Annotated in this window: 19 protein-coding genes and 1 riboswitch; of the genes, 13 read left to right on the plus strand and 6 right to left on the minus strand. The window is 43.9% G+C overall.

Features of this window, described 5'->3' with window-relative positions:
- Positions 1-91 precede the first annotated feature (91 nt).
- Positions 92-176, plus strand: a riboswitch (cyclic di-GMP riboswitch).
- A gap of 32 nt (positions 177-208) precedes the next feature.
- Complete coding sequence (locus DFR59_RS12350) at positions 209-370, plus strand: anti-repressor SinI family protein (protein WP_342768318.1); 162 nt, start codon at positions 209-211, stop codon at positions 368-370.
- Between the two features lie 77 nt (positions 371-447).
- Here the strand turns inward: DFR59_RS12350 and DFR59_RS12355 are convergent, their stop codons facing one another.
- Both DFR59_RS12355 and DFR59_RS12360 read right to left on the minus strand, forming a co-directional pair.
- Positions 448-768: a helix-turn-helix domain-containing protein gene (locus DFR59_RS12355; protein WP_114746016.1), complete on the minus strand. Its 321-nt coding sequence runs from the start codon at positions 766-768 to the stop codon at positions 448-450.
- A gap of 159 nt (positions 769-927) precedes the next feature.
- The gene (locus DFR59_RS12360) at positions 928-1,362 is read right to left on the minus strand and encodes a YwpF family protein (RefSeq protein ID WP_114745958.1); all 435 of its coding nucleotides are present in this window, start codon (positions 1,360-1,362) and stop codon (positions 928-930) included.
- Positions 1,363-1,663: 301 nt separating this feature from the next.
- On the opposite strand from DFR59_RS12360, the gene DFR59_RS12365 reads away from it, so the two are divergent.
- On the plus strand, positions 1,664-2,029 hold the full coding sequence (locus DFR59_RS12365) for a single-stranded DNA-binding protein (RefSeq protein WP_114745959.1): 366 nt from the start codon (positions 1,664-1,666) through the stop codon (positions 2,027-2,029).
- A gap of 553 nt (positions 2,030-2,582) precedes the next feature.
- On the opposite strand, the gene DFR59_RS12370 is transcribed toward DFR59_RS12365, so the two are convergent.
- Positions 2,583-3,335, minus strand: a complete 753-nt coding sequence (locus DFR59_RS12370; protein WP_114745960.1) for a DeoR/GlpR family DNA-binding transcription regulator — start codon at positions 3,333-3,335, stop codon at positions 2,583-2,585.
- 184 nt (positions 3,336-3,519) lie between these two features.
- On the opposite strand from DFR59_RS12370, the gene DFR59_RS12375 reads away from it, so the two are divergent.
- From DFR59_RS12375 to DFR59_RS12405, 7 genes are all read left to right on the plus strand, one after another.
- Positions 3,520-4,233, plus strand: coding sequence for a ribulose-phosphate 3-epimerase (locus DFR59_RS12375; RefSeq protein ID WP_114745961.1), 714 nt, complete (start codon positions 3,520-3,522; stop codon positions 4,231-4,233).
- Complete coding sequence (gene hxlB / locus DFR59_RS12380) at positions 4,230-4,787, plus strand: 6-phospho-3-hexuloisomerase (RefSeq protein WP_114745962.1); 558 nt, start codon at positions 4,230-4,232, stop codon at positions 4,785-4,787. The genes DFR59_RS12375 and hxlB overlap by 4 nt, the downstream gene beginning before the upstream one ends.
- Positions 4,788-4,815: 28 nt before the next feature.
- Positions 4,816-5,985, plus strand: coding sequence for a mannitol-1-phosphate 5-dehydrogenase (locus DFR59_RS12385; protein WP_114745963.1), 1,170 nt, complete (start codon positions 4,816-4,818; stop codon positions 5,983-5,985).
- A 26-nt stretch (positions 5,986-6,011) separates the two neighbouring features.
- Positions 6,012-6,449, plus strand: a complete 438-nt coding sequence (locus DFR59_RS12390) for a PTS sugar transporter subunit IIA (RefSeq protein WP_114745964.1) — start codon at positions 6,012-6,014, stop codon at positions 6,447-6,449.
- A 113-nt stretch (positions 6,450-6,562) separates the two neighbouring features.
- Positions 6,563-8,008, plus strand: a complete 1,446-nt coding sequence (locus tag DFR59_RS12395; RefSeq protein WP_245948477.1) for a PTS mannitol transporter subunit IIBC — start codon at positions 6,563-6,565, stop codon at positions 8,006-8,008.
- A 338-nt stretch (positions 8,009-8,346) separates the two neighbouring features.
- A complete protein-coding gene (tkt, locus tag DFR59_RS12400; RefSeq protein ID WP_114745965.1) occupies positions 8,347-10,386 on the plus strand; it encodes a transketolase in 2,040 nt (679 codons plus the stop codon).
- Between the two features lie 215 nt (positions 10,387-10,601).
- A complete protein-coding gene (locus tag DFR59_RS12405; RefSeq protein WP_158538375.1) occupies positions 10,602-11,354 on the plus strand; it encodes a protease complex subunit PrcB family protein in 753 nt (250 codons plus the stop codon).
- Between the two features lie 61 nt (positions 11,355-11,415).
- Here DFR59_RS12405 and DFR59_RS12410 read toward each other — a convergent pair whose 3' ends face one another.
- Entirely contained in the window at positions 11,416-14,232 is a 2,817-nt protein-coding gene (locus DFR59_RS12410) for a DEAD/DEAH box helicase (protein ID WP_114745967.1), read from the minus strand.
- Complete coding sequence (locus DFR59_RS12415) at positions 14,222-15,820, minus strand: SWIM zinc finger family protein (RefSeq protein WP_114745968.1); 1,599 nt, start codon at positions 15,818-15,820, stop codon at positions 14,222-14,224. Before DFR59_RS12415 ends, DFR59_RS12410 begins: the two co-directional genes overlap by 11 nt.
- 352 nt (positions 15,821-16,172) lie before the next feature.
- On the opposite strand from DFR59_RS12415, the gene DFR59_RS12420 reads away from it, so the two are divergent.
- On the plus strand, positions 16,173-16,859 hold the full coding sequence (locus DFR59_RS12420; RefSeq protein ID WP_114745969.1) for a hypothetical protein: 687 nt from the start codon (positions 16,173-16,175) through the stop codon (positions 16,857-16,859).
- Positions 16,860-17,014: 155 nt separating this feature from the next.
- Positions 17,015-18,268, plus strand: a complete 1,254-nt coding sequence (locus tag DFR59_RS12425; protein WP_158538376.1) for a polysaccharide deacetylase family protein — start codon at positions 17,015-17,017, stop codon at positions 18,266-18,268.
- A gap of 462 nt (positions 18,269-18,730) precedes the next feature.
- On the opposite strand, the gene DFR59_RS12430 is transcribed toward DFR59_RS12425, so the two are convergent.
- Positions 18,731-20,368, minus strand: a complete 1,638-nt coding sequence (locus DFR59_RS12430) for an alkaline phosphatase (RefSeq protein ID WP_114745971.1) — start codon at positions 20,366-20,368, stop codon at positions 18,731-18,733.
- Between the two features lie 361 nt (positions 20,369-20,729).
- Between DFR59_RS12430 and DFR59_RS12435 the strand changes: the two genes are divergently transcribed.
- Both DFR59_RS12435 and DFR59_RS12440 read left to right on the plus strand, forming a co-directional pair.
- Positions 20,730-21,314, plus strand: coding sequence for a sigma-70 family RNA polymerase sigma factor (locus DFR59_RS12435; protein ID WP_158538377.1), 585 nt, complete (start codon positions 20,730-20,732; stop codon positions 21,312-21,314).
- Positions 21,311-22,723 carry a hypothetical protein gene (locus tag DFR59_RS12440; RefSeq protein WP_114745973.1) on the plus strand — a complete coding sequence of 471 codons (1,413 nt, stop codon included), beginning with the start codon at positions 21,311-21,313 and terminating at the stop codon, positions 22,721-22,723. Before DFR59_RS12435 ends, DFR59_RS12440 begins: the two co-directional genes overlap by 4 nt.
- Positions 22,724-22,836 lie beyond the last annotated feature (113 nt).

Genomic DNA, 22,836 nt, shown 5'->3' on the forward strand with positions numbered 1-22,836 from the left:
AAGATGATTATTTTTCAGAAAAGACAAAATATAACACAAAAAGATGAAGACAACCTTATATAATGTTAATAGGTAAAAAGAAATGCGTTTTTACAGAAAAAGGCAAACTCTTTGAAAAAAGAGGACGCAAAGTCACAGATCTAAGGCCTTTTTGCTAGGATGGCTGGACTACCTGGAATACTTTCAGTGTATTTTAGGAGGGATATGCGTGGAAAATGTAAGGAAATCAGCTGAATTAGATTTAGAGTGGCTGGAGTTGATTAAAGAGGCATTAGACGTAGGTTTGACTAAAGATGAAATAAGAACCTTCTTAAAATCTCCCGCAGTGATGTCAAAAATGGATTTTATGGGCAGTAAGAAAGAGTCGTAAAAACTAAAGTTTAGGATCTTGCTCTAGTATCTGGATCAAAAATAAAAAAACCTTGCCACTGAGGTAGAGGCAAGATTTTACTTTTGATTTAACCGCCATCTATTAAATTCGATAAACTCCTTGAATTGCTGTTTAGAAATGCCGGAATTCATGGCATCCTCCACTAAGTTCACCCATTCAGAATCAAGGTTTTTTTCTTCTGCATTTGGTTGAATTAGTAAATCCAATGGAACATGCAAAGCTGAGGCGATCTTCTCTAGAAATTGAACCGAAGGATTTGTTTGCATATTTCGTTCAATCGAGCTAAGGTATGATTTTGCTACACCAGCTTTTTCAGCAAGTTCAGACATGGACATTTTTCTTTCTTTGCGCAATTGATTAATGCGATCCCCAATCATCATAGTCCATCATCTCTTTTCATTTTTAATTGTCTAAATTTTATCATAAAAAACCGATTTGTTCCATATAAAGAACATATTATTCGTGAAAGAATGATGACAATTTAATTAATTTTTGTTCAATACAAAGAATGAATTTAAGGCTTTTTTATATTGCAATCATTGATTCACTTTCTTCGGAATCTTAGGCTTCGTTTCCATTTTGTCCTTAAATTCCTGCAGGAGTTCTCCCCCTGTAAATCCTTTTTCCATTAAGTCCGTCAAAAGAAGCTCTGCATACTCGCTGCGAGGTTTCTTGATTGTTCCCTCCATCAGGATGCTGAGCTTGTTTCCAATCTTTTTGATATTAGACACATGCATGCTGAGAAAAGCGGGATCATTAGCGGGATGGGAGATAACCACCTGAACATCAAGATCCTCCCCAGCGCGCTCCATCGCCTGGAACGGCTCTAAATAGCGTTCTTCCACAAATGCCTCCACAAGCCACGTGCGGCGCTCATTCTCTTTATTGATAATCAATCCATCTATAAGCGGGTATTCACTGAAATCCCCATTATCCGCAATCTGAAGCGTAATCAACTTAAAGGTTTTCATCCTAAAACCTCCACAAAAATATATTAAAAAAAGTATACCACACCCCGGCCAATCCACAAACAAGCCGTTACGAAAGAGCACTGTCACCACCCGGTTTTTGTCGGGATTTGTCGATAGAAAGTCCGAAATTTAGGAAAATCACTTTTTCGGACCTGTTTTTGGCCGATAATCACTTTTTCGGTACCCCAAAATGTGATTATCGGCTGTTTTTAGGCTCGAAAACGACATTTTCGCTATTTTACTCCTGGAATAATATGGGGTACACTTGCCTTACTTTCAAAGAAAGGAGTGAAGTTGAGGCTTGATTAACCAAGTGACGATTGTGGGGAGATTGACAAGGACACCCGATCTGAAATATACCACTGAAGGGAAGCCGGTATTGAACGTGACGGTTGCAGTCAATAGGCCTTATCGCAATAGCAATGGAGATATGGAAGCAGACTTTGTTCTCTGCACACTATGGAACCGGACAGCCGAAAACACGGCCAAGTATTGCGATAAAGGATCTGTAATAGGAGTGACGGGAAGAATTCAAACGAGGAATTATGAAAATTCCGATGGGAAAAAGGTATATGTGACTGAGATCATGGCAGACTCAGTGAAATTTCTTGGCGGAAGACCGACTGAAGATCGGGAGCTTCAAGCGGTGCCCGCTAAGCAGCACTAGAATTCAGATCGCAAATGGAGGAGAGAAGAATTCGTACTTGGTTCAAGGAAACCGGAGACAATGATTGGAACGACAGACGCAAACAACAGCAATTGGAAAGTATTGAAAAGCTACTACAAGATTTAATCCGCATCATAGGCCGCGCAAATAACGAAATCCATCAATTAACCTGCAAAACACAGCTACTGGAGCAGCAGCTGCTCCAAATAACATTAGACCCCAATGTAAAAACACAACAATTTTTATTATCACCGCGGCACACACGAAGATAACCGCTGCGAAACCTCCTTTTTAACGTCCATATTTTCGGACACCCCTTTATCTCCATCAAATAATGATTGCATTTACCCCTAAATGCCTCATCGTTCAAGCCGGCTTTCGTGTCCGGCTTGTTTTTTGTTATATTTACGAAACAGCGTAACTGGGGACAGGTTCCTTGTCCCGATTTAGAATGCAGCTCACAATAACAAGGGGATCCCGGTTTATATCGGGATCCCCTTTATTATGGGTGGGACAAGGAACCTGTCCTCCCTCTGTCTCTTCGTTTTACTGCTTAATCATTGATGACCGTTATCTGCTGGCTTTCATATAATCGGGTGATTTCAGGCTGAATCGTATCCGTGATGAGATAAGTTAAGACGTTTAAAGGAGAAACGATGTGATTAGAGAACGTATTTAATTTATCGGATGTGACCATCCCGAGTACTTCATTGGATATGGACACCATTTTTCTTTTAACCGCTGCTTCTGCTAAGCTGGGCACACTGATTCCGATATTGGGATCGATTTTATGAATCCCCATGACGTATAAATCAGCTCTCAAATTAGTTAATGCCTCCACCGTATCAATCCCTAAGGTAACCATGGATTCTTTAAATAGAGTGCCGCCGATCATGATTACTTCAATATCATGATGATTCATTAAGGCATTAGCAATCGGAGGACTATTTGTGACGACTGTTGCTTTTAACGTTAATGGCAGTTGGTTGACGAGGTGGAGATTTGTCGTTCCTCCATCTATTAACAAGACCATGCCATCTCTAATAAACTCTAATGCTTTTTTCGCTAAATCCATTTTCACTTCATTCATTACGTGCTGCCTTGTAGTAAAATCTACAACCGGTGGGCCAATTCTTAAAGCACCGCTGTGAACCCTCTTAATTAACCCTTTATTGTCCAGTTCTTTTAAATCCCTGCGTATGGTATCTTCTGAAACGGCAAGTCGCTGGCTAAGATCAGTTGCAATCACTTTTTGTTCTTCATTCAATATTTCCAGTATCTTTTGTTGACGTTCAAGTTTTAGCAATGGTTTTTCACCCTTATTTAAAAGATAGATTTTTATATTGATATTTAAATAGTACCACAACTGATGATATTCACGCTAAACAATTATAAACGTGCATTAATTTAACACAAACACGCAATTATTATATTTACTTTTGCGTGAAAACGCTTTATAATAATAAAAAACAGAAGAGGGAGGCATTAACATGCAAGATAAAACGATAACGATTTCTCCATCCATTATGTGTGCGGATCTGTTGAATTTGGAAAAAAGTGTTAGAGAGATTGAAAGCGCAGGAATTGACACTTTACACATAGATATCATCGACGGTTCATTTAGTCCCAGTATGCCGCTTGGAATCGACACCGTTAAACAATTAAGAAAAATCACGAATATGAATTTTGATGTACACATCATGGCCAATGATAATGAGTTTTTCATTCAAGAGATGATTGATATTGGTGTAGAACAGATCACATTTCATATTGAGAGCAGCGTTCATATCGATCGATATATCAATTTAATCAGAAACAGTGGAGCTAAAGTTGGAATAGCCTTGAACCCTGCAACTCCATTATCAGCTCTAGACTATGTTCTTCCTCAATGTGACACAGTTTTATTAATGTTAATTAATCCAGGTTTTGCAACGGATAAGGCAGAAAAACAGATAGCTTATGCAGTGAAAAAGGTAAGGGACCTCCATCAAACGATTCAAGAGGCCGGTTTGAAAACCAGAATAGAGGTAGATGGAAGGGTGTCCTTAGATACGATTCCTGCCTTAGTGGAAGCCGGTGCGGATTTCTTGGTTGCCGGAAGCACAAGTTTATTCGTTAAAGGAAATAGTTTAGCTGAAAATAAACAGATCATGGATAAGAAAATATCCGAAGGGATTTCTTTAGGGGAGGCAGTGAGAGGATGAATTATAATCAGGTTCAAAAAGAAATTGCACAAGAGATTTCCAATACATTAGGTCAGGTTGATAGTGAGAGTGTAGCGGGATTAGTAGAGGAGATTAAAAAAGCAGAAAAAGTATTCTTTGTAGGAGTTGGCAGGGTCCTTCTTTCTTTGGAAGCGGTTGCCAAACGGTTGGCGCACCTTGGCATCAACACATATGTGGTGGGGCAAATCACTGAACCGGCCATCACTGAAAAAGATTTGTTAATCGTGGGTTCAGGAAGCGGCGAATCTGCATTTCCTTTGATTATTGCTAAAAAAGCAAAGCAATATAAGGCCAGAGTAGCTCATATTGGGGCAAATCCGAACTGTTCCATGAAGGAATTCTCCGATCATTTTGTAAGGATTCCAGTCAGCACCAAACTGCAATTACCGAATGAAATCCCTTCTGTTCAGCCAATGACAAGTTTATTTGAACAAAGCCTGTTATTGTTAGGTGATTCTATTTCCTTGATGCTGATCCGGGAACAAAATATAGACATGCCTAGTTTGTGGAAATACCACGCTAACTTGGAATAGTGAATCTTTTTTTCAGAGGAGGAGAAAAATGAGAGCAGTGCATTTTGGGGCTGGAAATATCGGAAAGGGATTTATTGGCTATTTCCTTAACAAAACAGGATACGAGGTTTGTTTTGTCGATGTTGATCAAAAAGCCGTTGATCAATTTAACAAAAACAACAGGTACCTTGTTGAAATTTTAGATGATGCCCGAACAGTCGAATCCATTTCTCCTGTTTCCGCGTTGAATAGTTTAACTCAAAGTGAAGAAGTCATTGAAGGAATCGAGAATGCAGATATCATTACTACCTCAGTCGGGGTCAATAACTTGTCCAGGATTGCACCTGTCCTATTAGAAGGTCTTAGGAGAAGAATTAAAAAGAACAAAAACAAGCTGGACATTATCGCAAATGAAAATGCCATTAACGCTTCTTCCACATTGAGAGCTGAAATAGAGAAACTTGCTGCGCCGGGAGAGATGGATGAGATACTGACATTGGTCAGCTTTCCGAACTCTTCAATCGACCGGCTTGCACTGTCGAGGGAATGTGAGCAGGACCAAATTGCAATTGTTGAACCTGTGTATGAGTGGGTGATCAATCAAACAGAACTGATTAATCCTGAACTTCCTTTAATAGAAGGTGCAACATATGTGGGAGACTTAAAACCCTATATTGAAAGAAAACTATTTGTAGTGAACATGGGGCATGCCACAACCGCGTATATGGGATATCTTTACAATGAATCAACCATTCAAAGTGCCTTGAAGAGACCTGAAATTGAGCAGGTTGTTAGAGGGGCCATGAATGAAGCGGCTCAATACTTCATAAAGAAATACAACGTCAGCCAGGAAGAAATGAAAAATTATATTGAAAAAACAATAATTCGATTTAAAAATCAGAATATTAGTGATAATATTTTTCGAGTAGGCAGATCCCCTATCAGGAAATTGGGTTATCATGAACGTCTAGTAAGGCCTATGAGAGAATTATCAGAGTTGGGGTTGCAAAGTGAAAATCTGGTTCTGGCCATTTCTGCTGGTTTTATCTATGATAACCCTCAAGACGAGGAATCTGTCAGATTACAGGCCTTCATTCGTGAACACGGCATAGAAGAGGCAATCCAACATTTTACTGGAATAACGGATGATCGGATTATTTCTAGTTTAAAAGAGCACTATTTTAAATTAAAAGTAAGGGAAGACCTACCTTCTGTATGAATTGATTAGAGAAAGGAATGGGAACAATGTTAAGTAATTATTTGGAGAATACGATAAACTTCATGGATTCAGTATCCACATGGGAGGAGTCTGTTAAGGCGGCTGCTCAGCCTCTATTGAAGCATGGGAACATTGATGAAAGTTATGTCGAGGATATGATTAGCAATATTCACAAATTTGGTCCTTATATTGTGATTGTACCCGGAATCGCCATGCCGCATGCCCAGAATAAGGGCGGCGTTAATCAGAATGGGGTATCCTTGTTAAAATTGAACAAGCCGGTACTTTATCCAGAAAATAAGGAAGTCAATCTTGTGCTGGTTTTAGCAGCAACCGACAGTTCCGGTCATCTTGATTTAATTTCAGACCTATCTTCTGTATTAGCGGATGAAGAGGTGAAGACCAGCTTGGAGAATGCAGAAAGTAAGGAAGAAATCCTTAGACTGATCAGGGATGTTGAGTAATATTTAATGGCTTTATAGGAGCAGCATCCTTTTCTCCAGAGTGTAGATGATCGTTTAACTTTGGGAATACTAATGCAATTTTACTACATCTAAATTGAAGGGATGGGAATTGTATGTCAACTCAAACTGTTATGGAGCAGACTGCTGTATCAAAATCAAAGCCGTCAACCCGTGCGAAAATACAAGCAATGGGTGGATTCTTGACCAATATGGTGCTGCCTAATATTGGCGCATTTATAGCATGGGGGATCGTGACAGCGCTATTTATCCCCACAGGCTGGCTGCCGAATGAATACCTCGCAAAATTGGTCGGGCCGACTATTACGTACTTATTGCCTCTGCTCTTAGCTTATACGGGTGGAAGAATGGTAGGCGGACAAAGAGGGGCCGTAATGGGGGCGATTGGGGCAATCGGATTAATTATCGGTTCTGATATCCCAATGTTCTTAGGCGCAATGGTTATCGGGCCTGTTGGCGGCTGGGTCATCAAACGGTTTGATAATCTGCTGGAAAATAAAATACCAGCTGGATTTGAAATGGTCATTAACAACTTTTCAATTGGTATTTTAGGATTTATACTACTACTTCTTTCTTATACTATTATAGGTCCAGTAATTGAAGCGGCTAACGAAATGGTTACTGCTGCAATTAAAGCATTAGTTGAAACCGGTTTCCTGCCATTATTGTCTCTGGTAAATGAACCGGCGAAAGTTCTGTTTTTAAATAATGTAATTGACCAAGGGATCTATTATCCTCTTGGTATGCAGGAAACACTTAAAATGGGTAAATCCATCTACTTTACTGTAGCGTCAAACCCTGGGCCAGGACTGGGTCTGCTTTTAGCGTATACGGTATTTGGGAATAAAATATCAAGAAGGACGGCACCAGGTGCAATCATCATCCATTTCCTGGGCGGTATCCATGAATTGTATTTTCCGTACGTATTAATGAAACCACTTACAATCATCGGTGTGATTGCAGGCGGGATGTCTGGTATCGCTACGTTCCAGCTGTTCGATGCCGGTCTGGTAGCTGGTCCAAGTCCAGGTTCGATTTTCGCCTATTTAGCCTTAACACCGAAAGGGAACTTCCTGGGGATTATATTGGGTGTCCTTGTAGCAACAGTCGTTTCCTTTCTTGTGACATCTCTGATCCTGAAGCTGGACCGAAAAGGGGACGATGAAGCGGCCTTAACAGAGTCCATTGAAAAGTCTAAAACAATGAAGTCTGAAGGGAAGCAAGTCTTCCATCAGTCTACTGCTGACGCTGCTGCAAAGAAAATAAATAAAATTTCTTTTGCCTGTGATGCAGGTGCCGGAAGCAGTGCTTTAGGAGCAACAACCTTTAGAAGGAAGCTCCAAAAAGAGAACATTGAGGGCATTGAAGTCAAGCATTATAGAATTGAAGATGTCCCAAAAGATTCAGACATCATTGTGGTTCATAAAAATCTTTATGATCGAACGAGGCTTTCTTTTGAAAACAATGAAATTATTACGATTGAAAATTATATTGGCGATCCGAAACTTGTGAAGTTGCTGAGTGATTTAAAAGAACAGTGAGGATTGTTTTGTACATGTGTTAAAGGTTGATTACTTATTATTAAAGAAAAGAGACTGGAACAAAAGAGTTTTAGTTTAAGTAAATCCCGAACGAATTTGTCTTCTTTGAGGCTTATTCGGTCGGGTTTTTCATTTGTTCAAATGCCCTTTTAAATGGAGCTCTTTTCAGCGGTTGATTGGAGTGATAGACGAAGACTCCAGCGGAAAATACAGATAATATGAGACCCTGCACCCCCGAAAACTCATCAACAATTACAAAAACGCATAAATTTTAATTGAATTTGCGTTTTTGTGCTGATATCATAAGGATATAAAATGTGATATTAGGAGTGGTAGTAATGCAAACGATGACAAGTAGTTCAATCGATCAGCTATCCATTAATACGATTCGTACACTTTCTATTGATGCGGTTGAAGCAGCAAACTCGGGGCATCCCGGAATGCCGATGGGTGCGGCTCCAATGGCTTACACGCTGTGGGCAAAAGAGATGAATCATAATCCATATAATCCAAACTGGTTTAATCGAGATCGTTTTATTTTATCAGCGGGCCATGGCTCAATGCTGCTGTACAGTTTATTGCACTTATTTGGCTATGGACTGACCAAGGATGACCTGAAAAAATTCAGGCAATTCGGCAGTAAAACCCCGGGTCACCCTGAGTTCAATCATACCCCGGGTGTGGAAGCGACTACAGGACCTCTGGGACAAGGTATTGCCATGGCAGTCGGAATGGCGATGGCCGAGCGGCATCTAGCTGAAACGTATAATAGGGACAACTTCCATATTGTAGATCATTATACTTATTGCATTTGTGGGGATGGAGATCTGATGGAGGGAGTCTCTGCTGAGGCAGCATCCCTGGCCGGTCATCTTAATCTGGGCAGATTAGTCTTAATGTATGATTCCAATGATATTTCACTGGATGGTGCCTTGGATTTTTCATTCTCGGAAGATGTAGGGGGAAGGTTCAAAGCATATGGGTGGCAGGTATTGCGCGTAGAAGATGGTAATGATGTTAGTGCAATTCAAAAGGCTATTCAAGAAGCAAAGATGGAGGAAAATAGACCGACGTTAATCGAGGTTAAAACAAGAATAGGTTATGGTTCGCCTAATAAGTCTGGTTCATCTGCTTCCCACGGGGCCCCGCTTGGGGAGGAAGAAGTAAAATTGACGAAGGAAAGCTATTCATGGGAGTATGATGAAACCTTCTACGTTCCAGAATCAGTTTCGAAGCACTTTAATCAGTTAAGTGAATCGGGTGAAGAAAAAGAAATAAAATGGAATGAGATGTTTGAGAAGTATAAAAACCAATTCCCGGACCTGGCACAGCAATTTGAGGCAGCTTTAAAAGGGGATGTTTCAGAAAGCTGGATCTATTCCTTGCCGGAATTTGAAACCGGTGCGAAAATCGCGACACGATCATCATCTGGTAGGATACTGAATGAAATAGCTAAAACCGTGCCGCAGTTTATGGGTGGATCTGCCGATTTGGCCAGTTCAAATAAGACGTTAATGAATACAGAAAGAAACTTTGGGATTGAAAGCTATGCTGGGCGTAATATTTGGTTTGGTGTCCGTGAGTTTGCAATGGGTGCGGCTCTTAATGGAATGGCGCTGCATGGCGGATTAAAAGTGTTTGGCGCCTCATTTTTTGTTTTCTCCGATTACTTGAGGCCGGCCATAAGACTAGCGGCCTTGATGAAATTACCGGTAACATACATATTTACGCATGATAGTATAGCGGTGGGAGAAGATGGCCCAACTCACCAACCGGTTGAACAGCTTGCTTCGTTCCGTGCAATGCCTGGAATCTCGGTCATCCGTCCAGCTGATGCGAAGGAGACCCTTGCGGCATGGCAGCTTGCGATGGAGAGTAAAGATAAACCAACTGCTCTGGTCCTTACTCGTCAGGACCTGCCTACACTGGCAAATGAACAATCTGAAGTGAGTGTGGGAGTAAGAAAAGGCGCCTACATTGTATCTTATGGAAAAGAGAAAGCTACGGGTTTATTACTTGCATCAGGATCAGAAGTTTCGATTGCGATTCAAGTCCAGAAAGAACTTGAAAAAGATGGGTTATATGTCTCTGTAGTGAGTATGCCAAGTTGGGATCGATTCGAGCAGCAATCAGTAGAATTCAAACAAAGTGTCCTAAACCCTTCTATTAAAACACGTCTTGCCATTGAGATGGGTGCCTCATTCGGCTGGAGGGAATATACCGGAGATTATGGTATGGCCGTAACGATTGATCAATTCGGCGCATCAGGCCAAGCGCAGGATCTATATCAAGAATACGGATTTACCGTAGAGAACATCGTTTCTAGATATAAGGATTTATATGAAATAAATAAAAGGGTGGTCAATAATGGGCTCTGATCCCCAACCAGCTACATGGGACGGTGGGGACAGGTTCCTTGTCCCGAGTTTTCAACGCAATAGGTAACATTAGGGGATCCCGGTTTATATCGGGATCCCCTTTATTATGGGTGGAACAAGGAACCTGTCCCTCTTTATCTTTTACGAAAGTATGTAACCATTTGTGAAGAACATCCGTCTAATTTCCTAAAGAAGCCAAACCGATGAGGTGGATCATGAGAAAAATTAAATTCCTCGCAGCATCAATGGTGCTTGCGCTCATGTTCATGCTGAACGGGCATAGCACGTATGCTAATCAGCAAGGCAATGACAATCATTTCATGAAATTCACCGTCCTTCAGGTGGAGGACCTCAGTAAGGAAGAGAAGCAGTTTGTTGATGAAGTAAAGACGATGAAGGGGATTTATCAGAAAGACGACCTGTATGTTATCGCGCTTGGCCCCAAGCCTACAGCGGGATACACTCTCAACTTCGTGAAGCAAAAAGAAAGCTGGGAGCAGATCATGCTCTACTTTAAGGAAACGAAGCCGGACCCGGAGGCCATGAATGCCGAAGTCATCACATATCCGTACATTGTGGCGAAAATGGCGAAGCCAAAGACTGTTTCACTTAGCTTCCTGGATAGCGAGACGAGTGAAGAGCTGATTGGGGAGCCGGTAAAAGAGATAGATGTTTGGGAAATGCGCCCAGATATCGCGAAAGACAAGAAATGGGTCGTCAAGTTCAACCAGGAACTTGATCCGAACACAATCACTACAGACAACATTTATGTAAAAGAATATGGGACGCTGGAAAATATCCCACTAACAAAAGCAATCCTAAGCAAAGATAAAAAATCAGTGACACTTGTGCCCGACGAAAACTTCAAAACAGGTGGCCGCTACCAAATCATCATCAATCCTGATATCAAAGGGAAAAATGGCCTCAACATGTTAAAAGGGATCATTGTTCCATTTACAGTGAAATAGTTCAAAGAAAGAGCCCCCGTCCTGATCCCAGGTCGGGGGCTCTTTCTATCTATCATCAAGATTAAGACAAACTCAACAGCTCACGCAGATCCGTATTCGAAAGCTCCGTAATCCACTGGTCGCTCTGAATAATTTCATCGTTCAACGCCTGCTTCTTCTCCAGCATGGCGTCAATTTTTTCTTCCAGCGTTCCGGTGGTGATCATCTTGTGCACGTGGACGAAGCGTTTCTGTCCAATCCGGTAAGCCCGGTCCGTCGCCTGATTCTCAACAGCGGGATTCCACCAGCGATCGTAGTGGATGACGTGGTTGGCAGCCGTCAAGTTAAGCCCGGTGCCGCCGGCTTTAAGCGACAACAGGAAGATCGGGAATTCGCCATCTTGGAAACGCTGGACGTATTCATCTCGCTGCGCTTTTGGCATGCTTCCATTCAAGAACGGAATCTTCAATTTGAGACGCTTCTCCAGAATGCCGCGGATCATTTCGCCCATCGCCAAGTACTGGGTAAAGATGAGGCAGGCCTCACCGGCTTCCATCAAGGCATCCACCAAATCCACAAGCTTCTCAAGTTTCTCGGAGCGCTCCAGGATCATGCGCGGATCCGCTTCCTTCAAGAAGAGGGCTGGATGGTTGCATAGCTGCTTCAAACGGTTGAGCATCTGCAGGATCAATCCCCGTCGCTCAAATCCGCTTAGCGTTTCAAGCTGTGCGAAAGTGTCCTTGACCAGCTGTTCGTACAGCGATGCCTGCTCTGCAGTCAATGGCACATACTCCTTCTGCTCCAGCTTATCAGGAAGATTCAATTCAACTTCAGGATCTTTCTTCGTCCGGCGCATCAGGAATGGCTTGATCAGACGCTGCAGGAGCTGGATTTTTCCTTTCGCATCATCGCGCTCAATCGGTAGGATGAATCGCTTCTGGAATTGGCCGAATGTCCCTAAGTAGCCATGATTGGTAAAGTCAAAAATGGACCAAAGCTCGCTCAGGCGATTTTCCATCGGCGTCCCTGTAAGAGCGATGTGGTGCTGGCCGCGCAGCTTGCGAATGGCGCGTGATTGCTTTGTCTGCGCATTTTTAATGTTCTGCGCTTCATCTAGGGCAATCGTCGACCATTCAATTTCGGAAATATCCTCAAAATCAAGATGGGAAATCCCAAAGCTCGTCAGAACGACATCAACATCGGCAATCCGAGAAACAAACTCTTCGCCTTTTGCACGATTGCTGCCGTAGTGAAGCATCACCTTCAGCGTTGGTGCAAATTTCTCCAGCTCCTTCTGCCAGTTTCCGAGCACAGAAGTTGGAGCGATGATGAGAGCGGGGGAGGCAGGATTCCCATGTTCCTTCACATGCAGCAGATACGTGATGAGCTGCACCGTTTTCCCAAGCCCCATATCATCGGCCAAAATGGCGCCGAAGCCGTGTTCCCGCAAGAAAAGCATCCAGCTCATTCCCTGATGCTGGTACGGTCGCAATGTGCCTTCAAAATTCGGAGACACCATGACTGACGGGATTTCAGAAAAATCCTCAAGCTGGGTCATCATATTCCGGAGCGAGCGGTTCAACTCAATCTGAACCTGTGCAAACGCACGGGGATCGAAATCTTCATCCTCATCCGCTTCACCCATTCCGCCCATTTCCTGCTGCAGCAAATCCTGAACCCTTAGACCTTCCTGCTTTGCACGCTTCATCAGATCCTGGATGCGGCGGATCATGTCAGGATCGAGCTTCATCCATTCTCCATTCACCTTGATCAAACGGCGCTGCTGCTCCACCATTTTGTGAAAGTCGTCTTCGGAAATCTCCGTCCCGTTCATGGACAGACGCCAATCAAAATCGAGCATCGCATTGAGTCCGACAAAGGAAGGGCGGTAGCTCGTATTGGTCGATTTCACTTTGGCTTTCAGCATGAACTTCTCGTCCTGCATCGCCTGCCACCAAGATGGGAGCAGGATTTCGACGCCAACTTGAAGGAGCTTCTCGCTCGTATCCGTCAAGAAATCCCAAGCTTCCACTTCACTTAACTCCCGGCGCAATTGGCAATCTTCATCCTCTAAAGATGGAATGAGGCGGATCCACCGTTCTTCCTCTTCGTCGACTTCGGAAAGATGGGTTCGCCACGATTTTGGAAATGGTCCTTCTTCCTCGACTCCGATCAGGATATCCGGATTTTTTCGGTCACGCAGAACAGTTTCAAGCGTCCACGGCTCCTCATCAACTTCCGGCTCCGTTAAACGAAGGCCCATCGTGAATGGCAGTTCACTTTCGCCCATGCCGCTCCATTCGCTGAAACGGTGTTCGTCAAAATAAAGAGCGAGCTCGCTTCCTGTCAGCGGTCCGTTTTGCAGGCGTTCAAGTTTTGCTTTCAAATCCGAACCATCCGCGCTTTTTTGGACATAATCCGTGACAGCATGATGGAAAAATTCTTCGGCGACATCCATGGCGGTCATGCCCATATCGAAAAGCTCCATCCAAAATTCCTCGCCGAATTCATCCTTCACCATCTGCGGAAGCTTCCACTTAAGAGGTGATCCCTCTTGCTCACTGAAGCTCGGCTGCCATTTGCCCTCCTGAATCGCATCAAGCATGACAGGAGAAGCGGCCAGAAACAGCTCACCCAAGTCATCCCATTCCCACTTATAAAGGGAATTGAAGCTTTCTTTTCCAAAAAGGCTCAACAGGCTCCAGCTATCCACTTCAAGCTCGGTGCTGAATGACCTCTCAAATTGGGTGCCAAAGTAGGACTCTTCATGCCAAAGGAAAAGCTTCGGGATCCAATCACGGGAATACAGCTCATCCCCGTCTTCATTATGGACAGACATAAGGTAGGCGCCATTATTCGATTTTTTCAATTCAACAGATAACAGCCGATTAGTAGCCATCGATTAACTTACCCTTTCTGCACTCTTCGTGGAAGGCACGAAGGCGTTTCGTTTGGTCGAGCAGGTTCTGGAAAAAATGCTCCCATTGCGGCAATTTTTTCTCTTTTCGATAAATCGTGCGAAGCTTCTTCAAGTGCTTGACCGCTTTCTTATACGAATCCCGGTTCCGCTCCTCAAGAAAGCGGGAAACGGCTGTATGGTAAAACGGCAGCAGCAGATGCGGCGCTTCGGCATTGATGGTTTTAACATCGCCTTTATCCAAATCGTCGATGCCGTTTCCGATCATGACCTCAAGCTCCAAAAGCTTCTTGTACTGCTTTTTTACCGACAAAAACTCACGGTAATAATGGTAGCTGTATGGAAGAAGCTTGATGTACAGATTCTCCATGAAAGATGAATCCTCTTTTTCCAAAAAACCCTGGTCGATAGAATCAAGGAAAAAACGAGTGAAGGAGACGCGGTGGAAATCGCGCTCAAGACCTTCAAGAAATTCAGGAATCCAATCTACGGCAAACTGCAGGAGCTGCTTATACCGGCGCATCTGTCCATGGCTGCCGAGCCATTTGAGCCAATAGGGCAAATAAGGGAGGGCATCTACTTCCAGCTCCTCAAGGATTTCCAATGCTGCCTCATCCTCGCGCAGCAGGAGGGAGAGGTGTGCGGTAGCGATATCCTCTTCGAAAGTGGTCAAAGTCAACTCTTGCAGGCGGGCGAGCTCACTTTTCCGCCACGCCGTATTCTTAAACAGCTGAGTCCATATTACACGGTACAGTTCGATCGTTTCATAGCGGAAAGCAGGTATATCTTCAATGAGCTCCGGTAGATTTTCGCGCAAAAAAGCAATATAGTCATCAAATGCAAACGGCATAGTTGTCACTGTCAACCGATTGACCGCTTCCTCAGCTTCATCAAGGAAATATTGAAAAATAGAGAGCATATGCGTTTTGTCAAAATCTCTTTCCTCTTCAAGCTCAAGGACAATCCGATTCAATTCTTTATAAGAGAAATAGGCAGTGAAAAGCTGATACAGCGGCTTCCACTCCCGTTCAACAGGACCCTTCCGCAGCAAATTGCGGTAGGCATTCTGGGTGTGCATTTCCAAGAGGTAGGGATTGCGGGAATCCAGGGAGGCATAGGCAGACTGGTAGAAGGAGAGCCACTTTTCATAGCCCGAAAGCTCCGGCTTTGAGTCCTTCAAAAGGTCAGAACCGCGCTTCAACCCTTGAACCAACTTAAGAGCCTTCGCATTCCGCCAGTTCTCAAGCCATTGCTCCACACTGTGCACCTTGGAGTAAAGGCTGAAAAACACAGCCATCTCATGGCGGCATATCCCGTCAACCGGACAGGTGCACTCATTCAAGACAGGGAAAAGCAGATCCAGCACCACCTCAAACGGCGTCACATCCTGGACCATCGTCTCCACATGATTACTGGTGATGTCCAGAGCATAAACCATGCCCTGGCGATAAAGGTGCAGCCCCTTCACGACAAGCGCTTGATGATCATCATTCGAAGCATCAAGCAGCTCCAAAACCTGCTCCCCATAATACTCCACTTGATTCCGGATTTCTTCCACTCCAACAGCCACAACAAACCCTCCTCAAACATCCGAACATAAAAAACCACATTATCCTATTATAACCCAAAACACACGCTCGCGACAGCCGATCCCTAAACTAACACACTTGTAGCCACACACCACCCGAACCCTGTCGATTAATTAAGCCCGAGGTGCCTGTCCCTCCGGATTATGTCGGATGTTTAACTGAGACATCAGATTTTATCAGATTACAATTTATTTATATCCAGCAAAAGAGGCGTGCTCGCACCGCGAGCACGCCTCTTTTGCTTTCCAGAATATAAACGAATACAAAAAATCCTTCATTTACTATTTTTTAACATTATAATGATACTAATATATTTAAGGAGAATCTAAATACATGAAGATTAAACAATCGTTAGAGCTTGTCGATTTCGAAACGGCTATTGATACATTGTGTTATGGAGCAGAAGAACTCCAATTATCAAAGAATCCCATACTTTTGCCAAAATTAACAGAAGTTATTTTACGATTAAGTAAATTGGATGAAAAGGTAGAAAGGCTGAAGGGAAACGAGAAGTACTATGCTCCACAAATTCAACTTGCTCCTTTAAAAAGCAAATACGATATTCCTGATTTCCAGTACGTTCATACGCAAATAGAGGCAGCTTGGATAGACATTGGTTATGCAATAGAAGGAGTATCATTAGAATGGTTCACAACCGAAATTAATTCAATTATAGAAGAAATAAGAAGGCTATTATTATTATTTGAATGGGCAGAGAAAATTGTTAATAAACACGATACTCCTGCCTTTGCCAACATAAAGTCAGTCATTGAAGATGTTTTTCCAGTTTTCATTCCATTAATTAAAATGTTGAAAAATCCATCAGTACAAAAAACTATACATAAAAGTTACGACAAAAAGGATCTGCCGCGCCCTAGAAATGGTGGCTATAAGAAGAGCAGAATCCATTTCACTAGTATAGAGACAGGTTCCAAGAATGTACCCGGCATATTTAAAGGCAGTGGAAAAACCGCAGACCGCTCCCTGATAAATGACTTGCATAAACTGTCTAAAATCTAAATAACACCCCAGGTGACAGTTATCACCCGAATCATGTCGATTAATCAAGCCCGAGATGCCTGTCACCCCCCGGTTTATGTCGGATGTTCTTCTATTTTTTTAGTACACTTTTCCGTCCCAATTTCATAGAGTTAAGTAAGGGGGCGAATGAATCTATGAAACCATTAAATATTTTACTAGGGTTGATCATTTTCTTTTTAATAGGACTATTTGCAATGAATGAAACAAAGCCCGCAATGGCATCCGCCATGCAGATTGCCATGACCAACACGAAAGGCGCAACTCTCACGTCAGTCAAGGCTTCCGTTCAGACAGCAGCGACTACTGCAACCAAACAGTCAGCTAAACGGACATACATAGCTATCGGCGTCAACGACCAAGTCATCCCATTCTACGATGCCAAGCCATATATCGAAAATTCTACCGCCTACGTCCCTATCAGAAGAATAGGAGAAGCATTGGGTGGGAAAGTAACCTACGACTCCAAAACGAGCTCTGCCGTTTTTACATATAACCAGCGAACCATGAGATTTTACATCCATAAAAACGAAATATCTATAGAAAGCATCAGCGGAACCGAAAATGGGGTCATCCCGGCCACCATTTTCGAAATCGACGGAAGAACCTATGTCCCGCTCCGCCTCTTCGGCGAGAAGCTTGGTTTTCGGGTAGACTACCTATCAGGCAAGGGAACAGTTCGGCTCCTCGACAATCCGAAGCACCTGAGCCACAATGAATTCATCACAAAAAACAGCACCAGCATCGTCATCGAGCGAAAAGAGCCAAAAACTGCCTACCTTACATTCGACGACGGCCCAAGCCGCTATACAGGACAATTCATCTCAGCCCTCTCCAAATACGACATCAAAGCGACCTTCTTCCAAATTGGACTGAACGTAAAAGAATACCCTAAAGCATCCAAAGCCGAAGCACAAGCTGGCCACTATATCGGGATCCACAGCTATTCCCATGACAAATCAAAGGTCTACTACAGCCCGGCAAGCTTCATGAACGAAATCACCGTCACCCAAAATCTCATCAAGCAAAATGCCGGATTCAATACACAACTTGTCCGAGTCCCATACGGCAGCAAACCCTACCTGACAGGCGACTACAGGAACGTTCTGGCTGCAGAACATTACAAACTGTGGGACTGGAACGTCGACTCTGACGACTGGGCACTCGGAGACAATACAACTCAAATTATGGCCAACATCAAAAACGGTGTCGCCAGAATGCAGCGGATCAACAGCAAAGAACCGCTCGTCATTCTCATGCACGAAAAAGAAGCCACGGCTAAAATCCTGCCGCAGCTGATCGAGTACCTTCACAATCAGGGATATTCCCTTGAAAAATACGCCCCTGGAAAAAATGTTGAAATGAATTTTTGGAATGATAAACGATTTTAGCACGAAACCAGCCCTGCTCGATCATCAAGCGGGGCTGATTTCGTAATCTAAATGGACTCGTGTCCGAAAAGAACTGCTATTGATGAAAAGGATGAAGATACTGCCGTGAAATTGTGCGAAAAGGAGTGTTCGCTGGGCAAAATTGGGTGGAAGGAAGCGAGAATAAGATGAATTGCAGAAAAATCATGGGGTAATCACTCGCCAAACAGGCTCTATGCGTGAAAACTGTTGGCCTATGCGCCAAACCCTCCAGTCTATGAGCCAAAACCCCAGGGCTATGCGCCAAACCAAACGGCCTATGCGCGAAAAACACCATCCTATGCGCCACCGTCCAATCCTCCACCAACTTTATTAAATTTGCCCCAACATCATTCGACAAAAACCGGGACGTGACAGGCAAAATGGAGTCGGCAACATGCTGTCTGGCAACAATGGGACAATAAACCTGTCCCCCTGTCCCACTCACTCCACCGGTATAAAAAACTCCTCACCATTAAACACATTCACCCCACTAAGTTCCGTCGCCTTCCCATTCTCAATCCGCACATTTTTATTCTCGGGATACTGAATCACCAAACTATCTTTCTTCGCCACAAAAACCGGATTCTCCGCGTCCGAATCATCCACAGAAACATCAAATCCCTCAGCCTTATAATACTCAGCAGCATTCACAAACAGCTTCGACCCAACACCTTTCATATCCATCCCGATAAAATCCGCGATATACTTCGAAATCTCAATATTATTAACAAGCCCAGTTGGCTTCCCAGGCCCATACGAATACAAAAACACATCTTCGCCAGTGTGCCCATGTGTCGTAAAACCGAGATTCGCATGCTCAGCCAAAAGCTTCACCATTTCGCCGCCAACATCTTTAGAACTCGCCACCATGGAAAAATCATCGACAGACAACCCATCCAATCCGTAGTCCGCCAACACACTTTTTAAATTAGAGCGGTCTTCCTTCAACTCGGAAACCGCACCTTCCACGGTGAGCTCTGCTTTCTTCAGCGGCCCGACAATCTTCTCAATCGGCGTATGCGCATACGTTTTATTCGTCGTCCGCCCCCCGATGGTCAACCCACTGTTCCCATGGTCCGTGACAGCCACAACCATCGTATTCCCATCTTTCTTCGCAAAATCCAGCGCCTCACCAACGGCTTCATCAAATGATAAAACCTCACTGATCATCCCAATCGGATCATTCTTATGGGCAGCCCAGTCAACTTTGCTGCCTTCCACAAACAGAAAGAACCCATCCCGATCCTTGGACAAAACATCAATCGCTTTCCCCGTCATCTCAGCCAGAGAAGGCTGATTCGGGTGCAGTTTTGCACGGTCAAACTCGTAGGCAACATCGCCATAAGCGAAGCTTCCCCACAACTTGGAACCGGAAGCACGTTCCATCTGCCTCTTCGTCTCCACAAAAGAGTACCCCTTGTCCCGGATGACACTAACCAAATTCTCGCCATCCTTCCGGGCATCCTTCGCCCCAAATGGCACCTTCTCCAGATTCCCATCATCCAACTCCGACTTAGGAATCAACGAAAGCTTCCCGCCGCCGAGCACCACATCCATCCCTTGATACACCTGCTGCTCGCCGATATCGTCAAAATCATCCCGGGCAATGGAGTGGGACGAAAAAGCAGCGGGGGTCGCATGCTGGACAGGGGAAGTAGAAACAATTCCGGTAGCCAACCCTTCTGCCTGTGCAGCTTCCAGTACATTCACGACTGGACGGAAGGACCGCCGTTGCTTCTCGCTCCTCCCCTCAGAATCAACAGGCACCATCCCGATCGCATCCGTCACCGTCTTATGCCCCGTGGCAAGAGCCGTCCCGGCAGCGGCTGAATCCGTAATCGAAGACTCCAAAGAATACGTCCGCACACCACCGGTCAAAATCTTATCCAAATTCAGCGATCCGCCCTTATACCACCTGGCGAGCGTCACCACATCGGAATTCGTCCCGTCCATCACCATGAAAATCACATTCCGCTTCCCGGGCTGCTTCGCCTCGGCTCCGGGGCTGGCCTGACAACCAGCCGTCAGTATAGATATTGAAAAAATTACCAAAAAGAACTTCCCTCTAGAAACACCCATCAAATCCCTCCATTGTTACAATGTCATTACAAACAGTTTCTGGAAAAAGCCAAGAAATATTCCAACTAAAACCGGGTGGCGGCACGAAGATGCTGTCCCCACCCGGTTTTGTCGAAAAAAGATTTTTCGGGCGGTGTCCAGCTCCAGCCCCTAGCCCCTCGAGTCATAAGTCGTACCTCTACGGAAATCAGGATTTCCTTCGAGTTCCGTCTTATGCTGGTCGGGGTTGACCAAGGCGCTTCCGCTTTTTTTAGTGACAGTCATGCCTCGAATTATGTCGAACCAAAAATACCCTTTTTTTGAGACACATATCGGCCATCTCACGTCGAAGTGTCAGATACAAAAAAAGGAAGTGAAGGGATTGTACAGCGCAATGGAGAAAAGCCAGTACCGGGGGGAACGGGACTATCAGGACCACCAAGACCAAACATCAAGTCAAACAGCCATACTGGAAAATTTAATAGATCAATATGAAACGGCCATCACCCAATTCGCGTTTACCTATGTCAAGGATTGGGGAGCCGCGCAGGACATCACGCAGGAGGTATTCATCAAAGTCTACGGAAAGCTGGAGTCTTTCCAGCAGAGGTCTTCCATGAAGACGTGGCTCTTCAGCATAACAGCCAACCAATGCAAAGATTTTCTAAGAGTCCAAGAGAGCAGGAAGCGAAAGCTGACCTCCTTTATCCAAAGGGTGTTTACCCACCAGGAAGAGAAGACACCTGAAGACATGCTTCAGGAAAAACACCAAAACGCAAGTCTCGCGCAAGACGTCCTTGCTCTGCCAGTCAAATATCGAGAAATCATAATCTTATACTATTACGAAGAATTGAATACAAACGAAATTGCCGCTCTGCTCGACCAAAGCCCATCCACAATCAGGACGAAGCTGGACAGGGCGCGCAAGCAGCTGAAGGAGCTCAATGAAAGGAGAGCTGAAGCATGAAAGACGATCAATTCAAGAATCTGAAGAAGGAGCTTGATCGGGAAATTTTCTCCAAAGTCCCAGTTAAATCAAAAAAACGTGAAATTTTATATCAAATTAAAATGAAAAAGGAGACAAAAAGAATACAAATGAAAAAATGGATATACCCTACCGCCATTGCCGCAGCCGTATTTTTGGTATTCCTTGTGTCTTATCCACTGATTACCCAGCAAAATTTAAAAAATGATAGTGGTGATTCGGCAACATCCGCTAAAGTAAATAAAAATGAAAATGAAATAGCATACACTTTAGAAGGAATTGAAGGTCCAAATGATTCACATAAACAGAATCAACAAACAGCTCAAACAGAACCAAAGGAAAAATCAGCAGAGGAATGGAGGCTCCATTTCAAAAACCTGTGGGCGCAGGAAGACAGGGTATTTGATAACCTCCATCTAAAATATACGACGAATTTTAGCTATTTAAATAAGAATGATGCAAGACATAGCTATATCATCGACAGTGAAATGAAAGATGGAAAACTGGTATACAATTACAGAGATTTCGCCAACCCTGATTTCACGAAAATCAGCGAGCGCCTCATTTTCAAAAATGGTACACAGTATCTGTTGGATCACAACCAAAAGAGATACGAGAAGCAAGGTGTTACTGGAGGCAACATGAATACACTGAATAAGTATCACAGATTGACGCTTCTCCCGATTTTCCCAAACACCATCAGTCATTATTCTCTCGCTGACAACTACTATAAATGGACCATAGAACAAACCAATACGAAGGAACAATGGATTGAAATAAGGGGAGAGTTGTCTGGACCAATACCAGCTAAAGCATACAGAGACCCAGATATCGACCGTTTCAAAGCCAAAATCGATACAGAAAATGGAATCATTCTCAGTCTAAAAGGCTACGACTTGACTGATACACTAGTCTCCGACATAGAAGTAACAGAACTTGCCGCAAACGAACAGGCCGATAAATATAAGCCGGATGTGGAGTTCCCTGCAGACTATGTGAATCTTGAAGACATCATCAAAAACAGGGTGCCATTCGATGAAGAATGGGTCAAGGCAGCTGAAGCAGAAGCGAAGAAAAACCCTGATGTAGCAGAGTTTTTCTATTCAGGTGAAGGGGGTATCCTGTACTTTGTCCTCGAATTCAAGGACGGTGCGGATGTACCAAATTCCAGGGCGACAGCAGAGAAATTCATTGAGACGTTCACCAAGACCGCCAACCATTCCAAAGAGTATCAAGATAGGGCCATCTCCGTATGGGATGACCATCAATATAAATTCACCATTCGGTTGGACATCGGCAGCAAATCCTACGAAGGTAACGAGGGGACTAACAGAAATAACAGCATTCCGGATATTAATTGGCAGCCGGCAACCAAGCGCGTTGGTTCATAAATATAGGGACGCAGGGACAGGTTTATTGTCCCGTTGGAAGAAGCAAGGGCAAAGTTCCCTTGCTTCTTTTTTCATGATAGGAAGCATGGGACACGGGGACAGGTTTACTGTCC

Source organism: Falsibacillus pallidus (assembly GCF_003350505.1).
Lineage (GTDB): Bacteria > Bacillota > Bacilli > Bacillales > DSM-25281 > Falsibacillus > Falsibacillus pallidus.

Bases quoted from the DNA above. Each gene is read 5' to 3' on its own strand.
- DFR59_RS12375 (WP_114745961.1), top strand. From the start codon at position 3,520: ATGCAAGATAAAACGATAACGATTTCTCCATCCATTATGTGTGCGGAT.
- DFR59_RS12425 (WP_158538376.1), top strand. From the start codon at position 17,015: ATGAAACCATTAAATATTTTACTAGGGTTGATCATTTTCTTTTTAATA.
- DFR59_RS12420 (WP_114745969.1), top strand. From the start codon at position 16,173: ATGAAGATTAAACAATCGTTAGAGCTTGTCGATTTCGAAACGGCTATT.
- DFR59_RS12430 (WP_114745971.1), bottom strand. From the start codon at position 20,368: ATGGGTGTTTCTAGAGGGAAGTTCTTTTTGGTAATTTTTTCAATATCT.
- DFR59_RS12410 (WP_114745967.1), bottom strand. From the start codon at position 14,232: ATGGCTACTAATCGGCTGTTATCTGTTGAATTGAAAAAATCGAATAAT.
- hxlB (WP_114745962.1), top strand. From the start codon at position 4,230: ATGAATTATAATCAGGTTCAAAAAGAAATTGCACAAGAGATTTCCAAT.
- DFR59_RS12390 (WP_114745964.1), top strand. From the start codon at position 6,012: ATGTTAAGTAATTATTTGGAGAATACGATAAACTTCATGGATTCAGTA.
- DFR59_RS12360 (WP_114745958.1), bottom strand. From the start codon at position 1,362: ATGAAAACCTTTAAGTTGATTACGCTTCAGATTGCGGATAATGGGGAT.
- DFR59_RS12355 (WP_114746016.1), bottom strand. From the start codon at position 768: ATGATTGGGGATCGCATTAATCAATTGCGCAAAGAAAGAAAAATGTCC.
- DFR59_RS12395 (WP_245948477.1), top strand. From the start codon at position 6,563: ATGTCAACTCAAACTGTTATGGAGCAGACTGCTGTATCAAAATCAAAG.
- tkt (WP_114745965.1), top strand. From the start codon at position 8,347: ATGCAAACGATGACAAGTAGTTCAATCGATCAGCTATCCATTAATACG.
- DFR59_RS12440 (WP_114745973.1), top strand. From the start codon at position 21,311: ATGAAAGACGATCAATTCAAGAATCTGAAGAAGGAGCTTGATCGGGAA.
- DFR59_RS12385 (WP_114745963.1), top strand. From the start codon at position 4,816: ATGAGAGCAGTGCATTTTGGGGCTGGAAATATCGGAAAGGGATTTATT.
- DFR59_RS12405 (WP_158538375.1), top strand. From the start codon at position 10,602: ATGAGAAAAATTAAATTCCTCGCAGCATCAATGGTGCTTGCGCTCATG.